Genomic DNA, 22,473 nt, shown 5'->3' on the forward strand with positions numbered 1-22,473 from the left:
GACGGTATTCTTCCATTGCTATGACTAACTTTATTCGAATTGCGTCCCTGTCGAGTCTTTCAGAAGGCCAGCTCACCAGCGCCGAAATCAATGGCGTTGCCATTGCACTGGTGAAGCTGGGCGAGACGGTGCACGCCGTCAATGACACGTGCACACACGCCGAAGCATCGTTCTGTGACGGTGGACATGTAGAGGGCGATTGCATCGTGTGCCCGCTGCACTACGGGTCATTTCGACTTGCCGATGGTGAGGCGAATGATCCTCCAGCAGACGAACCGCTCCGCGTGTACGAAGTGAAAATCGATGGAGATGATGTGCTGATCAAGGCATAGCAGTGTTCACGCTGCTACGGCACCACTCATCTACAACGAGCTTCCCTACAAAACTGCTCTCCCTCCATCACTGGCACATACCCCAGTTGTTGAGAACATTCAGCAGATCAGTGTGATTCACCCGGCGATCTATATTGGTGTCGCCGAAACATGGCGTGGGACATACTCCACTACCACAGGCTGCATCCGCATGCCAAAAACCGCCTGCAGCCATACACGCCTCATCGGTTGTCTCGACGCAGTGATTCCCCAGACAACAGGCGCCGCCGGGCTGATCACAGTCGTTGCGAATACTCACAATTGGCGCATCTGCCCACTGCACGCCGTCCTCGTGAAATCCGCACCGAATGAACTTCGGCGCTGTCCCTTCACACACAATGCCGTCAGTCTGCTCAGAAATATTGTCATGAAACCAGCAGTCCTCAAACACCGGTACACCGCTGGCAATCCAGGCAGCCGCTCCGCGATCGGCGGTATTACCGACAACCAAACACAACCGAATCGTGGGGCTTGCGTCCACGAGCAATAGTCCGCCGCCGCGGCGAAGACCATCGGCATCAAGTTGGCCAGTCCCACCTGCAATCGTCAGACCTTCAATGACGGTTGCCGGACCCTCGCCGCTTACACAGCGAATGACGCCCTCTCCGCCCATGATTGCTGTGAACTCAGCCCCGTACTTCCCGCGCAGCGTGATCGCCTTTCCGCGCATGTCAACGCCGCCACGGTGCACGCCCCTTCCAAGCACGATCGTCTCGCCGTCTGACGCAGCATCAATTGCAGCTTGCACTGACTGAAAGTCTCCTGGCACACACATCGGCTCCGCGCGCACCAATACCACAGTCGCCATGATGGCGACACTCATACTTGCGATCATGTATCACGTCCTTTCGCCGCGTGCTGTGCGGCGGATGGACTCTACGAGAGGATTGTCAGCATCTCGACCATCGCTGCCAAAACGCTACCGGTATGAACGAGGCCCGCGTATTCGTCCAGTGGCATCGATCACCCACCGCTGGCCCCGATACTCCTGCACAAGCAGGCGTCCATCAGCGGAAGGACTCAACCGCGGCATCGGCAAATCTTGGTTTGGTTTCCATAGACCATCAAGATCAGCGATCGTCTTGGGCGGGCTCCCTTGTGAAGCTGAAAACTTCTCATCTGCGGCAATCAAGGCGCGAAGTTGTGCCCGCACGACAACATCATCCGGCACCGCAAACATAGTGTTCCCAGGCTGTGATGTGGAGAATTGCACAAGACCCCAATACTCGGGACGGTGCATGTCGATGGCGTATTGTGGAGACCAAACCCAATTGTCTTCTCTCGCTCCGTCTGGCTTGACATAGCGCCCATCTACAATCTCATACGGCCACTGCACTCGGGAGAAATTCACCCACCACGTGTCCTGATTCCCTGGAGGGCATCCCACGCCAGCGGTGTCGGCCATGGATGACCATGGAATAGCAATCTCAACGGTCCAGCTATTGTCATGATCAGATGAGTCATTGATTGTGCCTGTGTGGCTCACTGCAGAACGCACGCCATCAAAGTTCCACACGATGTCGTAGTCGCCACCAGATCGATACGGGCGGTTCATGTAGAGATCCATCTCGGTACCAAGCACATTGATTTCGTACTCGTTATAGGTGTGCCGATCGCCATCTGGATCGATGAATACCTCAAAATCATTGTCGTGGTAGATGATCGAATCTCGCTCGGTCAAGGTGCCCCACAGGTGTGGTTCTTCAAGCGTGGCCGCGACGTAGAAGTACTCCGTATCCCAACACATCTTCGCGCGAGTTCGGAATTCTGGCGCGGGCTTCTGTGAACCCTCGATGTCGACAAAGTTCTGCGTCCATGGGGCTCGATGCCAGGCACGCTCATCGAGTTGCCCATCGATGACTGGCGGCGTGATGACAAAGCCAGCCACATAAGTGCGTGGATGATCAGTCGGAAGCGGCTTGGAGAGCCGCGGTCCAGTTGACTCGCAGCCACCAAAGATCGTCACGGCACCAGCGAGCAGGACAGCGAATTGGGGTGTTGTGCACAGCATATGCTTTGGATAGTACGCCCACGCGAGCGAACTATCATGGTCGGCTTCATGGACCGGCCACTCACTCAACTCAATGTTTCAATAGAGCCTCCACTGGCACCTCGCGATGAACATGCCAAAGGCGCCTTGCGTGACTCTCACGGGCGAACGATCCATGATCTCCGACTCAGCATTACTGATCGCTGCAACTTTCGTTGCCGTTATTGCATGGAGCCCGACGACCGCTTTCTGCCCAAGCAATCACTCCTTTCGATTGCCGAGTACTTGAGAGTTGTCGATGCTGCCATATCACTTGGCATTTGCAAGATTCGTATCACCGGGGGCGAGCCGACCCTGTACCCCGAGCTCGATGAACTCATCGTTCAACTGGGGAGGCGGGATCTCGATGACATTGCCATGACCACCAATGGCTGGCGTCTCGATGAGTCGAAAGCACGCCACTGGCGAGCGAGTGGACTTACTCGATTGACCTTCAGCCTCGACACACTGCGTGAAGAACGCTTTACTGACATCACTCGATCTAGTTCCTGTGTCGCAGATGTACTTCGCTCAATCGACGCAGCGCGTGAAGCTGGCTTCCCGCGACCAAAGGTAAATGTCGTCGCAATGCGGAGCGTCAACGAGGATGAGTACGCCGACTTTGCTGATCTCGCCCGCGAGCGGAACCTTGATGTCCGCTTCATTGAATTCATGCCGCTGGACTCTGGTCGATCTTGGAAACCCGAGACTGTTGTATCGGAGACGGAAATTGTGGCCGCTATTTGCATGCGGCACGCAATTGAGGTGGCCGACTCGTCGAATATCCACAGCACTTCACGCAATTATCGATTCGCCGATGGGGCACCGGGGCGAATCGGTGTCATTGCACCTGTGACACGCCCGTTCTGCGGCGCATGTAACCGGCTACGGGTGACTGCGGAAGGCGCGGTGCGGCCTTGTCTCTTTAGCAACACAGAATGGGATATTCGCCCACTACTACGCCGTGGAGCGAGTATCGACGAACTTGCCGGCTTCCTTGTTGATTCGGTGTGGACCAAGCAGGCTGGTCATGGCATCGGCGGCAGCGATTTTTCGCAGCCCCATCGAGGCATGTCTGCCATTGGCGGCTGACCGAAGCCCCCGCTGCAACCGCTGATACCATTCCCCACCAATGACACACGGCCCACGACTGGAAAATCCGTTGGTATTGATCCGATGCGGCCTCGGCGGCATTCTGATGGGACTTGCCAATCTGGTTCCAGGCATCAGCGGTGGCACCATGTTGCTCGCCGCGGGCGTGTACCGCCGATTTGTAGATGCCGTGGCACGAGTCACGACATTTCGATGGTCAATAGAAACGATTGTCACGCTGGCTGTCATCATCGCTGGTGCTGGATGTGCAATCGTGCTCGGGGCTGGGCTTATTGCAGATCTCGTCACCGAATATCGGTGGGTGATGTACAGCATCTTCCTTGGACTGACGCTCGGTGGCGTACCGCTGCTGTGGTCGCTGCTGAAGCCCGTCACACCTGCCGCTATCGCCGGTTTTGTGTGTGGGATGGGATTCATGATCTTTCTCGCAGTCGTGCAGGCATCCGGAAGTAGCGAGGGCGCAAGCGCTGGTACGTGGTGGTTGCATTTGATCGCTGGACTTGCGGCAGGTTCTGCAATGGTGCTGCCGGGGCTCTCTGGCAGTTATGTGCTGCTCATTCTTGGCGAATACCTTGTCGTACTGGCTGCAGTGCAGGGCGCAAAAGAAGCTGTGCTTGGCGATGGCGCACTGACCGAACCACTTGCAGTCCTCATCCCCGTGGGAATTGGTGCGGTGGTTGGGGTCGTTGGCGTAAGCAATGCCGTGAAGTGGCTGCTCGAACACTACAAACAAGCGACACTGGGCGTGCTCATGGGCTTGCTACTTGGTGCAGTCCTTGGACTCTGGCCATTTCGAGAACCTCGCCAGCCAGCCATTGGCGAAGTCGTTCAGGGCCAAACGGTCACGGCAGCGTCTCTTCCTGAGATCGATGTCAAGCACTGGCCCACCGAAGGCTTCACCGCCTCGGCCGGACAGTGGGCCTCGGCCATTGCATTGGTACTTGTGGGTTTCGCTTGCTCGGTCGGAATCGGCATGATTGGCGGGGACGATGAGGATGCTGACGCCTCCTCGGAGGTCGAAAAAACCACCGGCCTCGCCTAAGAGGTGTGAGGTGCCTTGGTGTGCCCCAGCCATGCACAAGATCTGCTTGCCATAGATGCTTGCCTGCCCAACAACTTCATGTATCACAGACTGGGGTAAACCCTCGTTTTTGGCATTGAAACGCTTGGTTTTGAAAAAAAGAACTGAAAGTTTGATGCCGCATCAAACAGAGGACGGGGAACCCCGTAGTTGAGGGTGAAGTGAGCATGACTGACTCACTTCTGGACTCCCCTGAAAGGACTCCATCCAACTTTGATTCTCCTCCTTGATCTCTCCTCTCTCTCCACCACCGGCCTCGCCTTTTAGGCGAGGCCGGTGGTTTTTTCGACCTCCGACCTGATGGAGTATTCACCCATTTGCCGGGGAAGCGCCCGCACACTTATCTAGATGTAAGTGACTGTTTGACAACCAGATGAATAATTCACTTGTGGAATTCCAGATTCTTGGTTCACAAAAAGCATTGACTCCCATAGTGGATGATGAGAGGCCCGCCTAGAGCCACGACGCTTCCCTGGCCAGCCAATACAGCGCGGCGACGACGTTCCATGATGCACCTAGTCCAACCGTTTCAACGAGGCCTACCGAGCAAATCGGTGGGCCTCGTTGCTTTCTCTGTTGCTTGATGGGGGCTTGAGGTGTGAAATCATTCACACATTGGGCTACGGAAGTCGCTTGCTACCAAAGGCTTTGTTGAACCTCCGAATGTGCAGTTGCTGAACCATTCTGGACGAATACCAACACGGCGTCATCTCAAACTGATCGCCGATTTCTAGAACGAGACTCAGCATTACACACACAAACCCCATGGACACTCCACCAGCCAATTCCACACATGCCGCATTGGTTGGGCAGGCTGTCAAGGCCGCTGATGCCGTCATTTGCTCTGTCGACCGTGCATTGCAACCCGAAACCGAGCTGCCGATTATGACGAGTTGCAGTGGCCTCTCCAGGCTCCGAACAAGTGATTCCTAGCAGCGGGTAGCACCCACCTTAGAATTGAACCCGCTACCGTGCCACACCATGGCACCCACACTTCGCATTCGTCGGCTCTCGCCGCTTGCACATATCCCTGAGTATCAATCTCACAACGCTGCAGGGCTTGACTTGCATGCCGCGATTGATTCGCCCATCACCATCGAGCCCGGTGATACGCACATGATTCCAATTGGCATCGCGATCGCCCTACCCGCGGGGCATGAGGGCCAGGTACGCCCTCGATCAGGGCTTGGGAGCAAGCATGGCATCACACTGCCCAACTCCCCTGGCACAATCGATGAGGACTATCGCGGCGAAGTCTCGGTGCCGCTGATCAACTTGGGGAAAGTCGCGTTCACAGTCGAGCCTGCCATGCGAATCGCGCAGATGATTGTCGCGCCTGTCACGCACTGCGAGATTCAAGAAGTCGACTCACTTGACGAAACCTCTCGAGGATCTGGTGGATTTGGGTCGACCGGCACCGAGGTCTAGCCAAGGGCAAGATCAGATAGCCCACGCAGCCCGATCGGCTCGCGAGCAAAGAAAGGCTCGGCCGCCGCAACACCAATCCTGCTGCCAAAGTAAGCGCCTGCATGCTCAACCCACTCCACAACCCGCCGATTTTTCTCAGGCATCACAAATTGCGTCTCATAGGCGACGATTGCATCACGCTTGCGAGATTCATATCCCGTGATGTCCAATAAGAAAGACGGCGATGGAATGATCCGCAGGTGCGTGCAGTAATAGTGGAATAGCCAGCGCGGATAGACGGGTTCGCCGGGCAAGTCAATCTTGGTCAACTTCGCATCAAATCGTGCGTCCTCGACAATGCGGGTCACAGCTCGATGATCAGGATGGGCGTCCTCAAAGTACGGCACAAAGAGTATGTCAGCCTGATGTTGACGAATGATGCCAGCAACCGCATGCCTTGCTTCAATCGTGTGCTCGACGTAGCGATTCTTCAGTCCAACCTCCACACGAGTGACACCAAGAATCTCTGCTGCTCGGCTCGCTTCGACTGCCCGAGTCTCCGCGTCACCATGCGGCGTGGGTTCGCCATCAGTCATGTCAACAAGGACAACCTCGTGACCTTGGTCAGCAAGTTTGGCGATCGTGCCGCCCATACCAAGTTCTTGATCATCAGGGTGCGGACCGAAGACGAGAATGCGTGCCATGGTGGGTAATCATAACTCGATAGGCTTGTAGTGGGATTTGATCATTCAAGATCGAGGCAGGCCAGTACCTGCCCAGCAATGAACTCAACCTCTTTGCATGCATCCCGCCACCTCGGCATGGACCGAGTGATTGCATAAAAACGTCGAGCTTCCATGGCCATAAGCAACCGCCCAACTTCATCAACACATCCATCAGGCGGCATCCAAAGCAGGCGATCAGCAGAATCTTTCGGCCAGTTGATGCCCGCAAGCGCAGCAGTCAGTTTTGGCTGCACACCATGCCTCTCTGCAATGTGGGCCAACGCAGCATGCGTTGCGGCGTTGTCTTGATCATCTCTGATCTGCATGGCTGCATCAAGTAATTGCCGCCGAAGCGGCTGGCCGGCAGCGTCCCATACGCTGATTGTGGCACATGCTGTAAACACCGCCCGCTCCGCCGCGACTTTCTGCAGCCCGACCATCACAGCAAAGGCTCCGGGATGCTGCCACGGATCTCCTGCCGCACACAACCAGTGTGACTGCGACTCCAATCGAGCAAGCGAACGATTAAGCCGCTCATCGAGTACTTCGACAGCCCCTCGAAGTTGTATCGTGCTCTCCCATGCAGGAATCGCTAACGAACTTGCGGCAATATGCACATGCGCAATGACTGCATCCCTACCCGCACGAGCATCCTCTTCAGCAAACATCGTTCGCATGGCGGATTCGATACTGCGGCGAATGTGTGGCCCGACCCCCGCAGCCAGAATAGCCTCCTGTGACTCCTTGGCTGCCCGCTGCGCTGTGTTTGGGCCGTGAATCCGCGCAGCTGATGAGAGCGTCTCCCTCGCCGACCAGTTTGGACCGAATGGCCCCGAGGCCATCGCCACCATCAACGCCTCACGCTCACCTACATCGACTGCCTCCATCCACGAATCCATGTAAGGGAGTGCTCGTGACCAAAGAGCGATTTGTGCATGCACAAAGTGGTTGTGCTGTTCGGTGGCTCGGAGCAATGTTTCAGCGAGCACTGTACGGAGCAATGCCTTTGCTGACGCCGCTGGATGTTGCATGAGGTCTCGCCGACCATACTTTGCCGCTTGAGCATTCAGCTGGCGATGCAGAGAAGCTGCCCATACAGGTTCGATTTCACGAAATATCATCACGTCGCTTCTGCAATTGACGCTGCCGCCCGCTTCCAGGCTCACCGTAGCGAATCCACTGCAGCGAAAGACCCTCGGGGGGCATCGTCACACCCGCCGCTGATCGTTCACCCGCTACGAGTGCTGTTTGAATCGAGTCTAAGGTTCTTCTGCCCGCGCCGGCCTCAACCAATGTGCCAGCAATGATCCGAACCATATTCCACAGAAATCCTCCACCCGATACGGTAATACTCGCCACTTGCGAAGCAGGCAATTCGACATCACATGTGTGAACCGTGCGCACCGTTGATTCACGGCCGTGATTGAGTCGAGTAAAGCTTGAAAAGTCATGCTGCCCAATAAGCAAGGCAGCGGCTGCATTCATCGCGTCGACATCGAGGTCCCATGGCACCCATGCAAGATGGTGCCGATCGAAGAGCGGTCGTTGGTGTGCCTCCCGCCGACCGAATGCCACGCGGTACTGATAAGACTTGTCCTGCACATCACCGATGACATTGAATGCACTAGAGACTTCTTCTGCATCAAGCACACGAATATCATCTGGCAATCGAGACGAAACTGCTGGCGCAAACCGATCTACATCCATCTCGCTCTTCGTATCAAATGCTGCGACTTGACCGATGGCATGCACGCCAGAATCCGTTCGAGACGCGCCGTGCACTGAGACCTCTTCGCGAACAACATGGCGAACGGCCTGCTCCAACACTCCCTGCGCAGTACGAAGCGGTGGTTCATCTGGCGGATGCTGCTTCTGCCAACCTCGAAAGTTGGTCCCGTCATAGGCGACCGTCAACTTGATGCGGCGCTGGGCCACGCTCAGTGTCCGAAGAGGTTTCCAGCCGCGAACATTCGCTCGGACTCGAAATACCCAAGGGCTGCGTCCACATCGGGAAAGATCTTCGTCGCCGTCTCGGTAATGAACGGTGATGGTGGCTTGGCTGGCTTCCACACAACGTACACCTCTTTGGTGTGCTCCCACGCGTGCTGCAACTCTCGTTCAACGCCGCTGGAGAGGCCCGGAATGCCGCCCGGCAATTCAGGGACAAGCGAAACGATCATGTCGCTCTGATCAATCAACTTAAAGTCCCGCATATAAATCTGCCCGTCGACATCGCCCGCAATATCGAGCACTTCGCGAACACTGACACGAAGGTCTGCACCCTTACGCCCACCGAAGGCATGAGGCGCAACATCAATCCAATCCTGTCCCTTTTTTGCTGCTTCGATAGCGCGATCCAAAAGAAGCTTCTCATCAACATCCGCTGGATCGAACGTAATGAAGTGCTCGGCCAATGCGTCGCGAAAGCGCCCGATTTCATCGAGCACATCAGGCATGTCCATAACGTGGCTCATGGGAAATGACGGATACACACGTTTCATGTCGGGTCGGGTAACCAATCGAAGACATGTTTCCACAGTGTCCTGCTGGCGACCGCGGCTGAGGATATAGAACTGATTCGCACATCCCATTGCACTTGCGAGCAACTCGGTTGCGAGAATCTCCTCCTCACGCCATACCATGCAATCCTTAAGTGTTGCATCGATGTCGTGTTCGGCATGCAAGCGATGATGCACGACTTCAATATTGTCGAGCAAACAAATGAACATGTCTGCCTTGAGTTTTTCCATCTGGTCAAAGTCGAAGGCGCTAAACAAACCGTGCCGCCACCTGAATGTTGCGTGCGTGTTGACCATGATGTCGGGGAAGTTGCTCGGCGGCGAAGTCTCAGCGATGATGTCCTTGAACGCCGCGCGGCGAAGGGACGCCAATCGGCTTAGTGGTAAGTCGAGAATACGACCGGAACGAACGTCTGGCCCTTCCTGATACATCAGGTCGCCGACGTTATACAACTCAATGCGTGTGCCCTGGCTTCCGCCGAGATCGCGCACAGCGTTCAGATATGGTTTCTTGTCGATGCCGATTTGACCGGTGATGACTGCTCGCATGGGCATAGGATAACGCCCATGAACGGGTTGCTGGAAAATTCGGCCTTCCCCGGGACTTGTTCAGTGGCTGCTCGAATTTGGTGGGTGGCGATACCGCCGCAGCCATGATGCCCTCGCCCGCGGCGGCACCATACCCCCCTTGCGGGACTTTGCGAAGACAATGACGACTGCCGACACCACCACAGCAAGCACGAGCCCAGCGATGATCCACTGAATCGTCCCAAAGGCACTTCGTGAAGCCAATCCATAGCCCACCAAGATGCCTGCACCCAGTTGCATTGGTGCGGTCACAAGCACGCACAGCCACGTTGCAATCGCAAATCTCCAGAACCGAAGATGCATCAACCCTGCAACCGTGATGGCCGGTGTCCGACTGCCTGGTATGAATCTTGCGGCGACAATGAACCACACACCACGCAGATCAATTTGATGTTTGGCCTGAAGCAGTCGCTTGGGATGCAACATTCGCCGGATAAATCTTCGATGCAGCAGTCGCGTACCAAACAGGCTGCACCATGTGAACCACAACACATCGGCAGTCCCCACGCCGACAATAGCGGCAATGAGCGTTGGCACCCATACTTCGGTCCCCAACATCTGCTCACCAATCAAAACCCCCGCAGGAATAATGACGATGTCTTCACCGATGGGAATCCCGATGGAACTTGCAAGCAGCAAACCCAGCACAACCCATGGAAGGTAGTCGGCGTACTGGGAGATGAATTCGGTCATGCGTGCGCTCTTGTCCGTTCTAATGGGGGCTTGCAGGCCTCGCGGAGCCAACGCATCTGAGCCCTCGGGCGATGCTGATGGTGTTTCTTTTTTCGTTGACGAGCCCACCAAATTATCATCAGCAACGCCAAGATACCCACTCCAATGAGCACCGCGTCCACGATGTGCCGATCATGGGTCGACTCAGTAATGCCCTTGGCAATCAACCAGCCCACGCCAAGTTGCCAGGCCACACTCTTAGCCGCTCCAATGCACTCACCTAGCATGAACTTCCGGATTGGCATATGCGCGAGTCCGGCGGCAGTGATAACTGGTGTTCGAGCGGCAGGCAGAATACGTCCCATGATGACGACGCCTGCCCCCCACTTATCAAGCAGGTGTTTGATCTCGAGCAGCCGACGGGGGTGAAACATCCGTCTAAAGAAGCGAATCGCAAGTAGGCGATGGGCAAACCGACGGACAAGCAGCATCCAGATGAGGTCTGCAAGCACCACTCCAGCCCATGCCGCTGCAATTGTCGGCCAGAGCGGTAGAACGCCCCGCTCGATGAGGAACCCAGCAGGAATAATGAGGATCTCTTCGCTGATAGGAATACCAACACCAGCAAGCATGATCACGCCAAAGAGCAACCACGGTCCTTCATCGACGAGCGAGTCCTCAACCTTCTGCTCCACCTTGCCTTTCAGAGAGCGGGGATCGTCGACCAGATTGCCCTCGCTGGAAGCGGCAACCGCAGAACCCAGCGTCACCAGTAGCAATATCAATACCCATCGCCTCATAGAGTGAAGGCTACACGGAGGAGACGACGCATGTCCGCCTACAGTATGACTGACGAACCTGGCTCGACGCGATCAGGCAAAGCCGTAGCCGACAAATGGACAGCTGACATCGCCGTCAAAGGCGAGATCTCGATGATCGCATCAACATGACCGTCATTGCGGCGTGGCACGACAACTCCAGCCGCTTCGAGCCAACTTCCGTATAGATCCGACTGCAACTGACGACTGGACTCGGCCGAATCGGTGCCGTCAGCGTTCTTGATTGGAGCGAATTCTGCGGTGCGGTCAACCTCGAGAATCGCCGGCTGCTTCGCCACCGGCATCGCGTCGAATACAAAACGCTCAAGTTTGACTGCGTTGGGCTCACTCGGGGTGATGCGTTTGCCTGTTTCTGGATCAATGCACGGCACCTTCTTGTCGGCTCGGTGCCAAGGCAGCGATTCTTCCCCAGCCATCGCCACGCGACGTGCAAAATCGGTGCTGATGATGTGCATAGCCAAGTTGCCAGCGGAAAACTTAAGCCGGCCATCCTCATCAGTTTCCGTCGCCTGCGCCTCGGTCATGTCAGAATATTCAACAACCCCTGGCACGCCACCCCGAATCGCAAACACACCCACCTTCTCGTCAGGACTCGATTTAAACACCATCTTGCTCGTAAATTCACCAGATGAGTAATTGGTGTCTGCATGTAAGCCCAAGAAGACGGGGTCCAGAACAGGCGCAATCGGATTGTCGACCTGGTGGTAACTGATCATGTCGATGCCGCGACCCTCCATCTGGTCAAGTGCGCCGCACCGCAGCAGTGCGCCGTACGAGCCGCCATGACCGTCCGGACTCATCGCCAGTGATGTTGGTGAGTCCATCAGCACACAACCGGTGTTGGCGTCAAACGCGGGCATCATGCCTTGAGGAAACATCATGATTTGCCTTCGGTCGAGTCCAAAACAGCGGTTGTCCAAAAAGAAACTTCGCGTCGCAGCGTCATTGACCTCACTGGTCATGATGAACCAGCGGATGCGGCATTCCCATCGCTTTTCTGCCGCCAATATCTGTTCAGCGAACAACCGAAAGAGCGGCTTGCCCATGACCGGGCTTGCGGGGAAAGTGCCCTTGGGGCCGTTCCATCCCAGACGTGTGCCTTGGCCACCGGCAACCGTAAAGACTGCCACTCGGCCGGCTGAGAGCATCGCTTCGCCTCGCTGTCGCAGTTGATCCGCATCCAGCAAGGTGACCGCACCCCCTGCAGAAGCAGGATTCGTGCTTACACATGCGGCTGGGTGCAAATCGCCTGAGGCAGCGACTGGCCGGCGACGCACGTAGCGATCGACAAGCGAGGGAATTGCATCCCAGTCAACTTTCGCAAGACAATCGCCAATGATTGGCTGAGATTTCATCGCCAGAGCGAGATGAGATTGCCCGCACGCATCCAACCGAGCACACAGTGATGCGGTCGCTTCCATCGGGATCAGCCATCCTCCGGCAAAGCCGGCGATGTCCAACCTGACGCGAGATGCCGAACAATCTTCCCCGTCTCGAGATAGATGACCTGCTCGCATATATTGGTGCAGTGATCGGCAATATGCTCGACCTCTCGCACGACGGTCAGTAACTGCATGGCTGCGCCAACAGACACGACCCCATTCGCAAGAGCGGTTTGTGCACGCGATACAAGTTCATCCTTGAATGCATCGACGGTGTCATCAAAGCCAAGCACTCGCTGCGCAAGCGCCGTGTCACGTGACCGTAAGACCTCGACAGCGTCTCGCACCATGCCCACCACGCTATTTGCCATAACTTGCAGTGTGTCGGGCACCTCAGTGGACTTTCTCTGCTCAACGGCTTCGGCGATGTTGACTGCACAGTCGGCAATCCGCTCCAACTCATTGTTGACTTTGACGATAGTCAGAATCGAGCGCTGATCGAACATCTCACTGGGGCGGTGCCCCATTAAGTTGATGCACGCCCGTTCAATCTGCACATCGACATGGTCAACCATGACATCTTCTCGGATGGCCTTTGCTGCGGCTGCGGCATCATTTTGGAAGTAGGACTCGACCGCGAGAAGTGACAGGTCGGTCACGCGACGCCCCTGCGAAAGCAGGTCGTCGAGAACGTATTCGAGGCTCTTGTGAAAGTCGTCCATGCCACGTCCGTATGCGAAACTGGAGTATAGATCGGCAACGGGGCCTGCGCCTTCCGTAGGAGGGGTACCATTGCTGAATCCATGCCGATACTCAGTGTCAATATTGATCATGTCGCAACCGTTCGCCAAGCAAGACGAACGATCGAGCCAGACCCAATTGCGGCAGCTGCTGAGGCTGAACTCGGCGGCGCTGGCGGAATCACGGTGCACCTGCGTGAGGATCGACGCCATATCCAGGATGCCGATGTGCGGCGACTCCGTGAGGCCGTGGGCGTACCCCTGAACTTTGAGATGGCCGCCACAAATGAGATGTTGAGGATCGCCCTCTCGGTTATGCCCCAATCGGCCATGCTCGTTCCTGAGGGCCGACAAGAGATTACGACCGAGGGCGGGCTCGATGTCGCTGGCCAGAAGGATGCCCTTCGCCGCGTGATCGAACAATTTGCAGCTGCAACGATTCCTGTGAGTGCCTTCATCGATGCCGATGAGAGCCAAATCGCCGCAGCCGCAGACTGCGGATTTACAGTATGTGAGGTCCACACAGGCCCATGGGCAGAGGCTGCACAGCAGTATGGGCAGGAGAGCGACCAGGCCACAGTCGAGCTTGATCGCGTCGCTCAAGCTGGGCAGCTCATCGTGCAAACTGGCATGCGGTTTAATGCTGGCCACGCACTGAATTACGACAATATCCAACCCATCGCCGGGCTCCCACAGCTTTGCGAACTTCATATTGGCCATGCGATCGTGTCGCGGGCAATCTTTACGGGAATGAAGCAGGCCGTCCAGGAGATGGTCGAGTTGATCGAGGCATCCACCCCATGAGCACCAACCTCTCCGACGGATCTCTTCCATACCGCATCGCTGTGCTCTGCTACCTCCGCGATGCCGAGGGGCGCCTGCTGATGCTGCATCGAGCCAAAGCCCCCAACTGTGGGATGTACTCGCCTATTGGTGGGAAACTGGAACCGTCAACTGGCGAGAGTCCGCACTGCTGCGCGTTGCGGGAAACCGAGGAAGAAGCTGGCATCAGCCTGGGCTATGACGAAATACGGCTGATGGGCATGGTGTCTGAGACCGCGTATGAGGGCGAGTGCCACTGGTTGCTCTTCCTGTTCGAAGTTACCAGGACCATTGGGCATGATGAAATTGCCGCGTACGAAATGAACGAGGGCACACTGAAGTGGCTCGATCGCGATGCGATCGAGGACTTACCCCTGCCCGAGACCGACCGCACCATCATCTGGCCGCTGGTAGCGGAACATGCCGGCGGGTACTTCGCATGCCATATCGATTGCCGGACCACACCACTCTCGTGGACGGTGCAGGAGTCGTGGAAAGCCTCAAGCACCTGTGCGAGTGAGTCCTGAACAATCCGAAGCGCGAGGCAGGGCCCTACCTCTCCAACATCCCTGATGAGCTCTGCAGTACGCGCTGGCCATGTCGCACAAAAACCCTAGCGATCCATCGCCGAACTGGGCTAGAGATGCGCCACTTCTCGCACGCGATCCACAAGCGCAGCGGCGGAGGCCTCATCGGAAGCCTCGATGATGATGCGTGCGATGGGCTCGGTATTGCTTGGCCGGACATGGGCCCAGCCCTCAAGGAAGTCGATGCGGACACCATCACAGTCGTCGATACGGGCATCAGGAAACCCGCTCCGCAGTCGCTCCAGTGCGGGCGCCAAAGTGTCACGGGATGCCAACGGCAACTTTTGTTTAACAATGACGTACTTCGGCAGATCTGCAACGAGTTCCGAGAGTGATTTATTCTCGCGGCGCATGAGATCCAGCACCAAGGCCATACCGGAGAGACTGTCTCGCACATAGGTGATATGCGGCAAAATAACTCCACCATTACCCTCGCCGCCAATGGTTGCGTTGTGCTTACGCATCACCGCTGCCACATTGGCTTCACCAACAGCGCTGCGATAGACGCAGCCGCCAAACCTCGCTGCAAGATCATCGATCATGCGACTCGTTGAAAGGTTCGTCACAAGCGTCGCGGATGGATTCTCGAGCAGCACCCGCCAAGCAGCGAGTACAAGCGTGTACTCCTCGCCGATGTATTGGCCTTGTTCGTCAATCAATGCGAGACGATCTGCGTCAGGGTCCTGCGCAAAACCGATGTCCGCGCCGGCGGCACGAACAGCCTCACAAAGTCCGGTGAGATTCTCAGCCGTTGGTTCCGGCGTGTGTTGAAAGTCACCGTCTGCCTGCTCGCCAAGATGTATCAGATCACAGCCCAGATGTCCCAATACGGCCGAACCACCTGCAACACCTGCGCCGTGTACCGAGTCGAGCACCACGCGAAAGCCCCGCTCACGCAGTGGCATGGGGTCAATCGAACCAAGCACTTTGGAAACATGGGTGTCGGTCGCCCTCGCGTCAATCTCAATATCGCCAGGAGTTTGAGCAGCCTCCACTTGATGATCGCTACGAAACACCTTGATAACCTCCGCCGCAAGGTCGGGGGATGGCGCCGTGCCGAATTCATCAAGCAACTTGAGCCCGTTCCACTGAGCCGGGTTATGAGAGGCCGTAATGACGACACCGCCTTGAGCTTGCCTTGCGCCAATCATCACGCCAACAGTGGGTGTCGCCACGACGCCAAGATCGATGACGTTGCATCCAGCACCAGTAAGACCAGCAGCAGCGGCAGTTGCAAATAACTCGCCCGAGGGTCGAGTGTCTCTGCCAAGACACACCGTCGGCCGAGAAGCTGAATCGGCGGCAAGCCGTGCACCCCAACATGCAGCGAATCGCCTGACAACCTGTTCGGTCATGGTCTTGCCAACAATGCCACGTGCGCCCGACACACCGAGCATAAGAGGGGCATCACTCATATCGTCAATTCCTGCGTCACGGCGGCCTCACAACCTGGAGCCTCGGTAATCGCCAACCGAAGTCGGCGAATACCCGGTGGAAGATCGCCAGCCACAGTGCTCGCGAGATAGAGGGCGACATTTTCAGCGGTTGGATTGATGCCCGTCAGCACTGCTACATCATTGAGATTGGAATCTCGCAGCGGCGCGATCGCATTGTCCAGCAATCGCTCCAATAAATGGAAATCGCACAAAAGTCCATCGTCATCCAGTTGATCGCCCTCAACCGTCACCCGCACCCGCCAATCATGGCCGTGCAGGGCTTCTCGCTCGCCACCAAGAACGATGGCGTGCGCGGCAGAAAACGTGCGCTCGATCCGTAAGCTGAACATGCAGGGCAAGGTAACGGAAGCCTTGTACGCTGACTACTCGCTCCAAGCCACACGGCGAGGCATGGCCGAGCCGACAAATCGCATCTCTGGCACCTCCGTCAGATCGATGTCCGTACTCGTGACGCCCTCGCCATGGACGACGAGGTCGATGGTGGCGTGGGTCAGCCAGCGGCCTTCTCGAAACCGCAGTCGGAATGGAGAAATTGCAACGCCAGCGCCATCGACCAATTGTGTGACATTCTCAAGCATCGGCCAACTGTCGCTGCCTTGTTCCCAGTACACGGTTTCGGTCAGATCGTCCCACCGAATAGTTGTCCAAGTACCGTCCGCCACTTGAATCGACAACTCATCGGACTCAACAATGACATCAGCTGGCGATGCTGGGGTAGGACCAAAATCAACACCACCTCGAATCATCATCTGTACACGATCGATGATCAAGCGGCCTGAGACATTGGTAGATACACGCTCTGCTGATCGACGATACGACTCGAAGCTTGCGCGCAGCGCAAACATGGTTGCGGTGAGCAGAATGACAGAGATGGTCAATGCAACCAGCACTTCAACCAGTGAAAATGCTCTTCGGCGAGATTGCTTCACCATGAGCCCCCTTCGTACCAGGTTGTCGACTGCGGAGTCGCCAAGAGAGGCCAAGGAATGCCGTCGGGCAGTTTCGCCTCGGGGTCATAACGAAGTGTGATTCGGCCGAATCCACCAAACCCAGGATCTTCTGTATCAACACCTTCTTGGTCGCCATCATCCTCACCGAAATATCCAAGTGTTGTGTTGAATGCGTCGGGCGTACCGCCGTAGAACAACGGCCCTTCAGTTTCGGTTGGACGGAAGGTCGTCATCAGTGTGCCATGTACATCAGCAGAACCACGAATGTCAATCAGGCCCGTCACAATGGTGCCCGTCAGTTTCACAGTTGTGCTCGTATCGCTTTCGAAGTTACCGACATCAACCGACCAGCCCGGCAATAGCATGCTTGTTCGAGCCATTTCTTGGCGATCAGACTCGGGCATGGCCAAGAGCACCGCCTGCAAGGCCGTCGCGTCGGACTCGGCCAACAGATCAGCATCATTCGGGTCGATGTAGAAACGCGTGTTGCCGGTGAGTTGCACCTTGTTCCGCCAGTGCGTGTATTCCAGCGGTCGATCCCCACCGAGTGTGCCAAGGAATGTGCACCCATCGAAGCGAAGATTGTTCGAAACCGCGCTGGTATCGGTGTACTCAATCGCTCCTGAAGTGGCCGTGATGTCAGGGAAGCGAAGTTGCGGCACACTGCCCGGGCCCATCTCGCGGGCACCAGCGTAATTCCAATTGATATCAGTACAGGCCTCGGTGGTTTCGATCCACGTTACACCCACGAACGAGCAGTCCACAAACAAAGCATTGGTGCCCATCGGAATGGCCATATCACCGAAGGTCATATTGCGGTACACAGGCCGGTCGAACAAGTCATAGGCGCCAGCCGAGCCCCAGGGCACCCCTTCAGGGCTCGTTGTCTCACCACTCCATCCGCCATTGGCTGTGACCTGCGATGCGAAAGATGCACCAAGGCCTGCCTTTGTTTCATACCACGTCGTTGAGTTCAAGAACATGTCGCTGGTCAGAGAAAGGAGCCATGGGTCGCCAACGGAGAAACTGGCTGAGGCAGTCGAACCACTCGGCCGAACAACACCTTCGACTCGTGACTGCCAAGATGCTCCTCGGGCCGTCTCCCATGAAGCGGCATCAACGGCGAAGTTCAAGTGACCGCGAACCTTGGCGTATCGGTCGCGTCCATCCAATATGCCATCGTTATAGCCAAGGGCCGTATCCATTGCGTTGATGAGGCCGTCGTCATTGCGGTCAGGAGCGGTCTCGTCGAGCAGCGCAGCAAGATCATCGTCCGCGTCAAACTCGTCGGCGAGCACACCCCATCCGGCAGCCTGAGCTGCAGATGGATCGAAGACGACCATGTCGTCATCGTCGGCATCAAAGACTCCGAGAAAGAGATCAAAGTCATCAACATATTGATCCGAATCGTGGTCTTGTAAGTCGGGGTTGCCCGAAAGCGCTATCCCCTCGGTGGCATGACCGGGCCGCAAGCGACCATCACCATCAACATCATCACTCGCCACCATGGCGTGCAATGCATCAAGTAGTGGATCGAGTGTTACTGGGTCCAGATCGTAGAAATCGCTGCGTAGAACCAATGGGTCACCATTGTCCGGGGTCAACTCACCCGCTTCCGTTCCATAAAGCACGCCGATCGGACCCTCGACTAACACGTTCTTACCAATCATGATGCGGCTCTGCCCGAGTAGCGCATATTCGATTCGCTTCTCAAGCAGAAAGTCCATCTGCACGAGCCGCTGTATGTCGCCAACCATCCCACGGCTTGTGACCCGCACGCCACTGCCGTCTGCGAGCATTTCGTATCGAAGTTGGTACCACGGCGGGTTGGATCCGTCATGCAGGGGAATGCCCTGCGACGTGACGATGTTGTTGGCCTCATCCAACACCGCGTCGACAGAGGCACCGGCCTCATCGAACACTACGTTGTGGTCATCATGCCATAGGTGCGCGTCATACACGGCATACATCAAGCCAGTTCCGCTGGTGACCAATGGCGTGTACCCGGAAGCCGGCTGCACATCAACAGTGCCGTCTGCGCCAACCCATGTACCAGTCCACAAGCGATCGCCAAAGCCGCCCTCTAAGTCGCCCGCCTCGACAATGAAACGGGAGCACTCACGGCGTAGACGCCACATGGCAGCCTTGAGCCCGCTCTCCGCAGCGCTCAAACTTCTCGAGACATGAATGGCCGACTCAGCACTGCGCACATTGCCTTCAGACACGATCGCCATGACCGAGGTTAATGAGGCAACAATTGCCAAGAAGATCATGGCAAGGACGGAGGACACGCCTCGACGAAATGCATTGTTGCTATTCATTGCATATGCACCCATGTCACAGTTGTCACCAAATCACCAGGATCAATTGCTGATTCCTGCCAATACACGTCGACGGTGACGCGTACAGCCTCGGCTGTGCCATCTGGCAGAACGATCGCTAAATTGGTTGGATCGACTGACTGCACCGCGACGACTTGCCTCCAACCGTCCATCGCCGGAATGACAGAACCCGAAGAATCAATCGGACCGTCTCCCCCGTATCCGGACACATCAAGACCATCAAAGTCGTCCATATCATCCCAGTCAAAGATCATTCCTTCTCCAACTTCAGTGCCCCATGTTGCTGTGCCCGTCACCGGGTCAGATACAGCAAGCACCATGCTTCGCTCACGAATCTCAGCACCAAGGCGGGCGGCCTGCGATGCTCGCTCGCCCCATTGATTCTGATGCACAAATGCCTCATGAGCGGCAACCATTGCCAGCATCGACGTCGCCACGATGATGATCGCAAGCCCCGTCTCCACCAACGTGAAGCCGCGACGCCCTGACGATCTGTACGAGCATTGATGCATCAGCCAGACACCACTGAACTCATTTTGAAGATCGGCAGGATGATCGCCATTGCGATGAACCCAACCATGCCGCCCATGACCACAATCAGGACCGGCTCAATCATGCTGGTCATCGTCTTGATTGCATCGCGTAGAACGCGTTGGTAGAAGTCGGCAACCTCTTCAAGTACTTCACCAAGGCGGCCAGACTCTTCGCCTGCAGAAACCATCTGCACAACCGAACCTGGAAGTAGATTTGACTGTTCGAGTTCATCGTTAAGTTTTCGACCTTCTCGTACCGAAGATTGCACACGCCTCCACAGATCGCTATACAGGCGATTGCCGGAGATGTCTGCTGTCACGCCAACGGCATCAAGTACCGGCACACCAGCATTGAGCAGTTCTCCCATCGTTTGCAACGATCGGCTGACATAGAGCGCACGGAACATGCCACGAAAGAGCGGCACCGTCAGTTTGAGGCGATCAAAGAAGAGTTGCCCGGGATTCGTACGCAGCAACAACAGAAATCCGATGATGACTGCCACTGCAGCGACGACCAGAAGTTGCCAATTCAAAACCATCCAAGCGGACAAGCTCAACAGTACTTTCGTCGGGCCAGGAAGAATCTCTTCTTTGCCCGCAAACACTCCTGCAAAGCGTGGCAACACGAAAGTCAGCAAAAAAACCGTCACGCCGATAGCCATCATGGCGATGATGCCTGGGTAGATACTCGCACCCACAACCATCTTGCGGGTTTCAAGTTGCTGCTGCATGAACAAAGCAATTCGATCAAGCATCTTTGCGAAGGAGCCTGACATCTCGGATGCTTTGACCATATTGACGTACAAAGGATTGAATAGACGAGGGTGCCTTGCAATAGCCTCGGAGAATGATTTGCCGGACTCGACATCTGCCCGCACAGTCTGAATGATGCGACGGAACTTGGTGTTCTTCGTTTGTTCAGCAATTCCGTCCAACGCAAGACGTAAGTTGATACCCGCTCGCACCATCACAGCAAGTTGCACCGTGAAATCGAGCACTTCCTTCTGAGAAGGCCCGGTGCCTGCATTTAATACTTCAACAATCCGTTTCCATTCGATGCGGTGCTCTGTGATCGGGATCAACTTGAGCACATGATGCCCCTGCCGCCGAAGTGTCATCGCCGCAACGCCTGCCGTGTCCGCGCTCATGCGGCCCGATTCGGTGCTTCCCGATGATGTACGAACTTCCCACTGGTAATTGGGCATGCGTGATCAGGCAGCGATTGCCTGCTCCATAGCATCTGGATACGTCGCTCGGGACACTGCGTCTTCTCGCGAGATAAATCCGTTGAAATACAACTCGGCGATCGAACCGTCGAGGGTGATCATGCCGAGTCCACGACTCGTCTCGATGACATTTGGAATCTCGAACGTGCGGTTCTCTCGAATGAGATTGCGTACCGCAGACGTACACAGCAGAATCTCGACTGCTGGCACCATGCCATCGCAGTCACACCGAGGAAAGAGCGACTGCGACAGAACAGCCTGCAAGGTATCGCCGAGCATTGACCGAATTTGATTCTGTTGATTGGCCGGATACATATCGATAATTCGCTCGACCGTCTGAGCGGCGCTCACCGTATGAAGCGTTGAGAGCACAAGGTGGCCTGTCTCCGCAGCACTCATCGCAAGAGCTGTTGTTTCGAGATCACGCATTTCACCCACGAGGATGATGTCGGGGTCTTGCCGAAGTGCGTGCTTGAGACCTGAAGCAAAGTCAGGGAGATCCTCACCAAGCTCACGCTGCTCGATGAGACACTGCCGAGATTCAAAGGTGTATTCAATGGGGTCTTCAAGCGTGATGATGTGCTTGCGCTCGCGGGCATTAATCGCCTGAATGATCGAAGCCAGCGTGGTCGACTTTCCCGACCCAGTATCGCCGGTGACCAACACGAGGCCACGAGGGAGTAAAGCAAACTTCTGGACGACCTGCGGCAAGTTCAGTGACTCGAGCGGTGGCACCGTCTCCCGAATGGAACGCATGGCCATCGCCATCCCTGTCCGCTGATGATGGATATTTACGCGAAACCGGCCCAGACCCTCTACGGCGTAGGACAGATCGATGTCCTTCTGAACAGCAAACCGGTCTTGCTGGATGTCATTGGTGATGCCTCTGGCAAATGCTTCAACACATGCCGCGCTGAGCATCGGCAAGTCCATGCCCTGCATGACCGTGTCAACCCGCACCATCGGAATATGGCCCGCGACAAGGTGGATATCGCTGGCCCCAAGGGCATCGGCAGCGTGCAGAATCTCGTCAAGTTGCATGCAATGGCTCCAAGTCCAGAGGTGGACATATTCGGGATCGACTCGTTTG

At 56.2% G+C, this 22,473-nt stretch carries 24 protein-coding genes; 7 read left to right on the forward strand and 17 right to left on the reverse strand.

The window, feature by feature from the left end; genetic code table 11:
- Nucleotides 1-20: 20 nt before the first annotated feature.
- Nucleotides 21-332, forward strand: coding sequence for a non-heme iron oxygenase ferredoxin subunit (locus P8J86_01500; protein ID MDG2053362.1), 312 nt, complete (start codon nt 21-23; stop codon nt 330-332).
- Nucleotides 333-399: 67 nt separating this feature from the next.
- Here the strand turns inward: P8J86_01500 and P8J86_01505 are convergent, their stop codons facing one another.
- Both P8J86_01505 and P8J86_01510 read right to left on the reverse strand, forming a co-directional pair.
- Nucleotides 400-1,206, reverse strand: a complete 807-nt coding sequence (locus tag P8J86_01505; GenBank protein ID MDG2053363.1) for a hypothetical protein — start codon at nt 1,204-1,206, stop codon at nt 400-402.
- An 84-nt stretch (nt 1,207-1,290) separates the two neighbouring features.
- Complete coding sequence (locus P8J86_01510) at nt 1,291-2,451, reverse strand: carbohydrate-binding family 9-like protein (GenBank protein MDG2053364.1); 1,161 nt, start codon at nt 2,449-2,451, stop codon at nt 1,291-1,293.
- Here P8J86_01510 and moaA point away from each other — a divergent pair.
- The 4 genes from moaA (at nt 2,419) to dut (ending at nt 6,022) form a co-directional block, all read left to right on the forward strand.
- On the forward strand, nt 2,419-3,492 hold the full coding sequence (gene moaA, locus P8J86_01515; protein ID MDG2053365.1) for a GTP 3',8-cyclase MoaA: 1,074 nt from the start codon (nt 2,419-2,421) through the stop codon (nt 3,490-3,492). The genes P8J86_01510 and moaA overlap by 33 nt on opposite strands.
- Nucleotides 3,493-3,532: 40 nt before the next feature.
- Entirely contained in the window at nt 3,533-4,555 is a 1,023-nt protein-coding gene (locus P8J86_01520; protein ID MDG2053366.1) for a DUF368 domain-containing protein, read from the forward strand.
- Between the two features lie 804 nt (nt 4,556-5,359).
- A complete protein-coding gene (locus P8J86_01525; GenBank protein ID MDG2053367.1) occupies nt 5,360-5,527 on the forward strand; it encodes a hypothetical protein in 168 nt (55 codons plus the stop codon).
- A 48-nt stretch (nt 5,528-5,575) separates the two neighbouring features.
- Nucleotides 5,576-6,022 (forward strand): dUTP diphosphatase, encoded by a 447-nt coding sequence (gene dut, locus P8J86_01530; protein MDG2053368.1) that lies wholly within the window; start codon nt 5,576-5,578, stop codon nt 6,020-6,022.
- Here the strand turns inward: dut and bshB1 are convergent.
- From bshB1 to phoU, 8 genes are read right to left on the reverse strand one after another with little or no spacing between them, the layout of a single operon-like run.
- The gene (gene bshB1 / locus P8J86_01535) at nt 6,019-6,705 is read right to left on the reverse strand and encodes a bacillithiol biosynthesis deacetylase BshB1 (protein MDG2053369.1); all 687 of its coding nucleotides are present in this window, start codon (nt 6,703-6,705) and stop codon (nt 6,019-6,021) included. The genes dut and bshB1 overlap by 4 nt on opposite strands.
- 41 nt (nt 6,706-6,746) lie before the next feature.
- Nucleotides 6,747-7,850: a hypothetical protein gene (locus tag P8J86_01540; GenBank protein MDG2053370.1), complete on the reverse strand. Its 1,104-nt coding sequence runs from the start codon at nt 7,848-7,850 to the stop codon at nt 6,747-6,749.
- Nucleotides 7,834-8,661, reverse strand: a complete 828-nt coding sequence (gene truA / locus P8J86_01545) for a tRNA pseudouridine(38-40) synthase TruA (GenBank protein MDG2053371.1) — start codon at nt 8,659-8,661, stop codon at nt 7,834-7,836. The genes P8J86_01540 and truA overlap by 17 nt, the downstream gene beginning before the upstream one ends.
- Nucleotides 8,662-8,663: 2 nt before the next feature.
- Nucleotides 8,664-9,800 carry an AAA family ATPase gene (locus tag P8J86_01550; GenBank protein ID MDG2053372.1) on the reverse strand — a complete coding sequence of 379 codons (1,137 nt, stop codon included), beginning with the start codon at nt 9,798-9,800 and terminating at the stop codon, nt 8,664-8,666.
- 54 nt (nt 9,801-9,854) lie between these two features.
- Nucleotides 9,855-10,526 carry a DedA family protein gene (locus tag P8J86_01555; protein MDG2053373.1) on the reverse strand — a complete coding sequence of 224 codons (672 nt, stop codon included), beginning with the start codon at nt 10,524-10,526 and terminating at the stop codon, nt 9,855-9,857.
- Nucleotides 10,523-11,305: a DedA family protein gene (locus P8J86_01560; protein ID MDG2053374.1), complete on the reverse strand. Its 783-nt coding sequence runs from the start codon at nt 11,303-11,305 to the stop codon at nt 10,523-10,525. The genes P8J86_01555 and P8J86_01560 overlap by 4 nt, the downstream gene beginning before the upstream one ends.
- Before the next feature lie 38 nt (nt 11,306-11,343).
- Complete coding sequence (locus tag P8J86_01565; GenBank protein MDG2053375.1) at nt 11,344-12,765, reverse strand: UDPGP type 1 family protein; 1,422 nt, start codon at nt 12,763-12,765, stop codon at nt 11,344-11,346.
- A gap of 5 nt (nt 12,766-12,770) precedes the next feature.
- A complete protein-coding gene (gene phoU, locus P8J86_01570) occupies nt 12,771-13,448 on the reverse strand; it encodes a phosphate signaling complex protein PhoU (GenBank protein MDG2053376.1) in 678 nt (225 codons plus the stop codon).
- A gap of 81 nt (nt 13,449-13,529) precedes the next feature.
- On the opposite strand from phoU, the gene P8J86_01575 reads away from it, so the two are divergent.
- Nucleotides 13,530-14,270, forward strand: coding sequence for a pyridoxine 5'-phosphate synthase (locus tag P8J86_01575; protein ID MDG2053377.1), 741 nt, complete (start codon nt 13,530-13,532; stop codon nt 14,268-14,270).
- Nucleotides 14,267-14,815 (forward strand): NUDIX domain-containing protein, encoded by a 549-nt coding sequence (locus P8J86_01580; GenBank protein MDG2053378.1) that lies wholly within the window; start codon nt 14,267-14,269, stop codon nt 14,813-14,815. Before P8J86_01575 ends, P8J86_01580 begins: the two co-directional genes overlap by 4 nt.
- 110 nt (nt 14,816-14,925) lie before the next feature.
- On the opposite strand, the gene glmM is transcribed toward P8J86_01580, so the two are convergent.
- The 7 genes from glmM to P8J86_01615 form a co-directional block, all read right to left on the reverse strand.
- The gene (glmM, locus tag P8J86_01585; protein ID MDG2053379.1) at nt 14,926-16,290 is read right to left on the reverse strand and encodes a phosphoglucosamine mutase; all 1,365 of its coding nucleotides are present in this window, start codon (nt 16,288-16,290) and stop codon (nt 14,926-14,928) included.
- Nucleotides 16,287-16,661, reverse strand: coding sequence for a 6-carboxytetrahydropterin synthase (locus P8J86_01590; protein MDG2053380.1), 375 nt, complete (start codon nt 16,659-16,661; stop codon nt 16,287-16,289). Before P8J86_01590 ends, glmM begins: the two co-directional genes overlap by 4 nt.
- Nucleotides 16,662-16,694: 33 nt before the next feature.
- Nucleotides 16,695-17,264: a type II secretion system protein gene (locus P8J86_01595; GenBank protein ID MDG2053381.1), complete on the reverse strand. Its 570-nt coding sequence runs from the start codon at nt 17,262-17,264 to the stop codon at nt 16,695-16,697.
- Nucleotides 17,258-19,603, reverse strand: a complete 2,346-nt coding sequence (locus P8J86_01600; GenBank protein MDG2053382.1) for a hypothetical protein — start codon at nt 19,601-19,603, stop codon at nt 17,258-17,260. The genes P8J86_01595 and P8J86_01600 overlap by 7 nt, the downstream gene beginning before the upstream one ends.
- Nucleotides 19,600-20,136 carry a hypothetical protein gene (locus P8J86_01605; GenBank protein MDG2053383.1) on the reverse strand — a complete coding sequence of 179 codons (537 nt, stop codon included), beginning with the start codon at nt 20,134-20,136 and terminating at the stop codon, nt 19,600-19,602. Before P8J86_01605 ends, P8J86_01600 begins: the two co-directional genes overlap by 4 nt.
- Complete coding sequence (locus P8J86_01610) at nt 20,136-21,305, reverse strand: type II secretion system F family protein (GenBank protein ID MDG2053384.1); 1,170 nt, start codon at nt 21,303-21,305, stop codon at nt 20,136-20,138. The genes P8J86_01605 and P8J86_01610 overlap by 1 nt, the downstream gene beginning before the upstream one ends.
- Nucleotides 21,306-21,368: 63 nt before the next feature.
- A complete protein-coding gene (locus tag P8J86_01615) occupies nt 21,369-22,424 on the reverse strand; it encodes a type IV pilus twitching motility protein PilT (protein ID MDG2053385.1) in 1,056 nt (351 codons plus the stop codon).
- Between the last annotated feature and the right edge of the window lie 49 nt (nt 22,425-22,473).

It is taken from the genome of Phycisphaerales bacterium, from assembly GCA_029268515.1.
Taxonomy (GTDB): domain Bacteria; phylum Planctomycetota; class Phycisphaerae; order Phycisphaerales; family SM1A02; genus JAQWNP01.

Excerpts from the sequence above, each read along its gene's own strand:
- P8J86_01520 (MDG2053366.1), top strand. The coding sequence starts at position 3,533 with ATGACACACGGCCCACGACTGGAAAATCCGTTGGTATTGATCCGATGC.
- bshB1 (MDG2053369.1), bottom strand. The coding sequence starts at position 6,705 with ATGGCACGCATTCTCGTCTTCGGTCCGCACCCTGATGATCAAGAACTT.
- phoU (MDG2053376.1), bottom strand. The coding sequence starts at position 13,448 with ATGGACGACTTTCACAAGAGCCTCGAATACGTTCTCGACGACCTGCTT.
- P8J86_01605 (MDG2053383.1), bottom strand. The coding sequence starts at position 20,136 with ATGCATCAATGCTCGTACAGATCGTCAGGGCGTCGCGGCTTCACGTTG.
- moaA (MDG2053365.1), top strand. The coding sequence starts at position 2,419 with ATGGTCGGCTTCATGGACCGGCCACTCACTCAACTCAATGTTTCAATA.
- P8J86_01525 (MDG2053367.1), top strand. The coding sequence starts at position 5,360 with ATGGACACTCCACCAGCCAATTCCACACATGCCGCATTGGTTGGGCAG.
- P8J86_01505 (MDG2053363.1), bottom strand. The coding sequence starts at position 1,206 with ATGATCGCAAGTATGAGTGTCGCCATCATGGCGACTGTGGTATTGGTG.
- P8J86_01610 (MDG2053384.1), bottom strand. The coding sequence starts at position 21,305 with ATGAGCGCGGACACGGCAGGCGTTGCGGCGATGACACTTCGGCGGCAG.
- P8J86_01575 (MDG2053377.1), top strand. The coding sequence starts at position 13,530 with ATGCCGATACTCAGTGTCAATATTGATCATGTCGCAACCGTTCGCCAA.
- P8J86_01550 (MDG2053372.1), bottom strand. The coding sequence starts at position 9,800 with ATGCCCATGCGAGCAGTCATCACCGGTCAAATCGGCATCGACAAGAAA.
- P8J86_01590 (MDG2053380.1), bottom strand. The coding sequence starts at position 16,661 with ATGTTCAGCTTACGGATCGAGCGCACGTTTTCTGCCGCGCACGCCATC.
- P8J86_01555 (MDG2053373.1), bottom strand. The coding sequence starts at position 10,526 with ATGACCGAATTCATCTCCCAGTACGCCGACTACCTTCCATGGGTTGTG.
- P8J86_01595 (MDG2053381.1), bottom strand. The coding sequence starts at position 17,264 with ATGGTGAAGCAATCTCGCCGAAGAGCATTTTCACTGGTTGAAGTGCTG.
- P8J86_01580 (MDG2053378.1), top strand. The coding sequence starts at position 14,267 with ATGAGCACCAACCTCTCCGACGGATCTCTTCCATACCGCATCGCTGTG.
- P8J86_01560 (MDG2053374.1), bottom strand. The coding sequence starts at position 11,305 with ATGAGGCGATGGGTATTGATATTGCTACTGGTGACGCTGGGTTCTGCG.
- P8J86_01600 (MDG2053382.1), bottom strand. The coding sequence starts at position 19,603 with ATGAATAGCAACAATGCATTTCGTCGAGGCGTGTCCTCCGTCCTTGCC.
- P8J86_01615 (MDG2053385.1), bottom strand. The coding sequence starts at position 22,424 with ATGCAACTTGACGAGATTCTGCACGCTGCCGATGCCCTTGGGGCCAGC.
- glmM (MDG2053379.1), bottom strand. The coding sequence starts at position 16,290 with ATGAGTGATGCCCCTCTTATGCTCGGTGTGTCGGGCGCACGTGGCATT.
- dut (MDG2053368.1), top strand. The coding sequence starts at position 5,576 with ATGGCACCCACACTTCGCATTCGTCGGCTCTCGCCGCTTGCACATATC.
- P8J86_01500 (MDG2053362.1), top strand. The coding sequence starts at position 21 with ATGACTAACTTTATTCGAATTGCGTCCCTGTCGAGTCTTTCAGAAGGC.
- P8J86_01565 (MDG2053375.1), bottom strand. The coding sequence starts at position 12,765 with ATGGAAGCGACCGCATCACTGTGTGCTCGGTTGGATGCGTGCGGGCAA.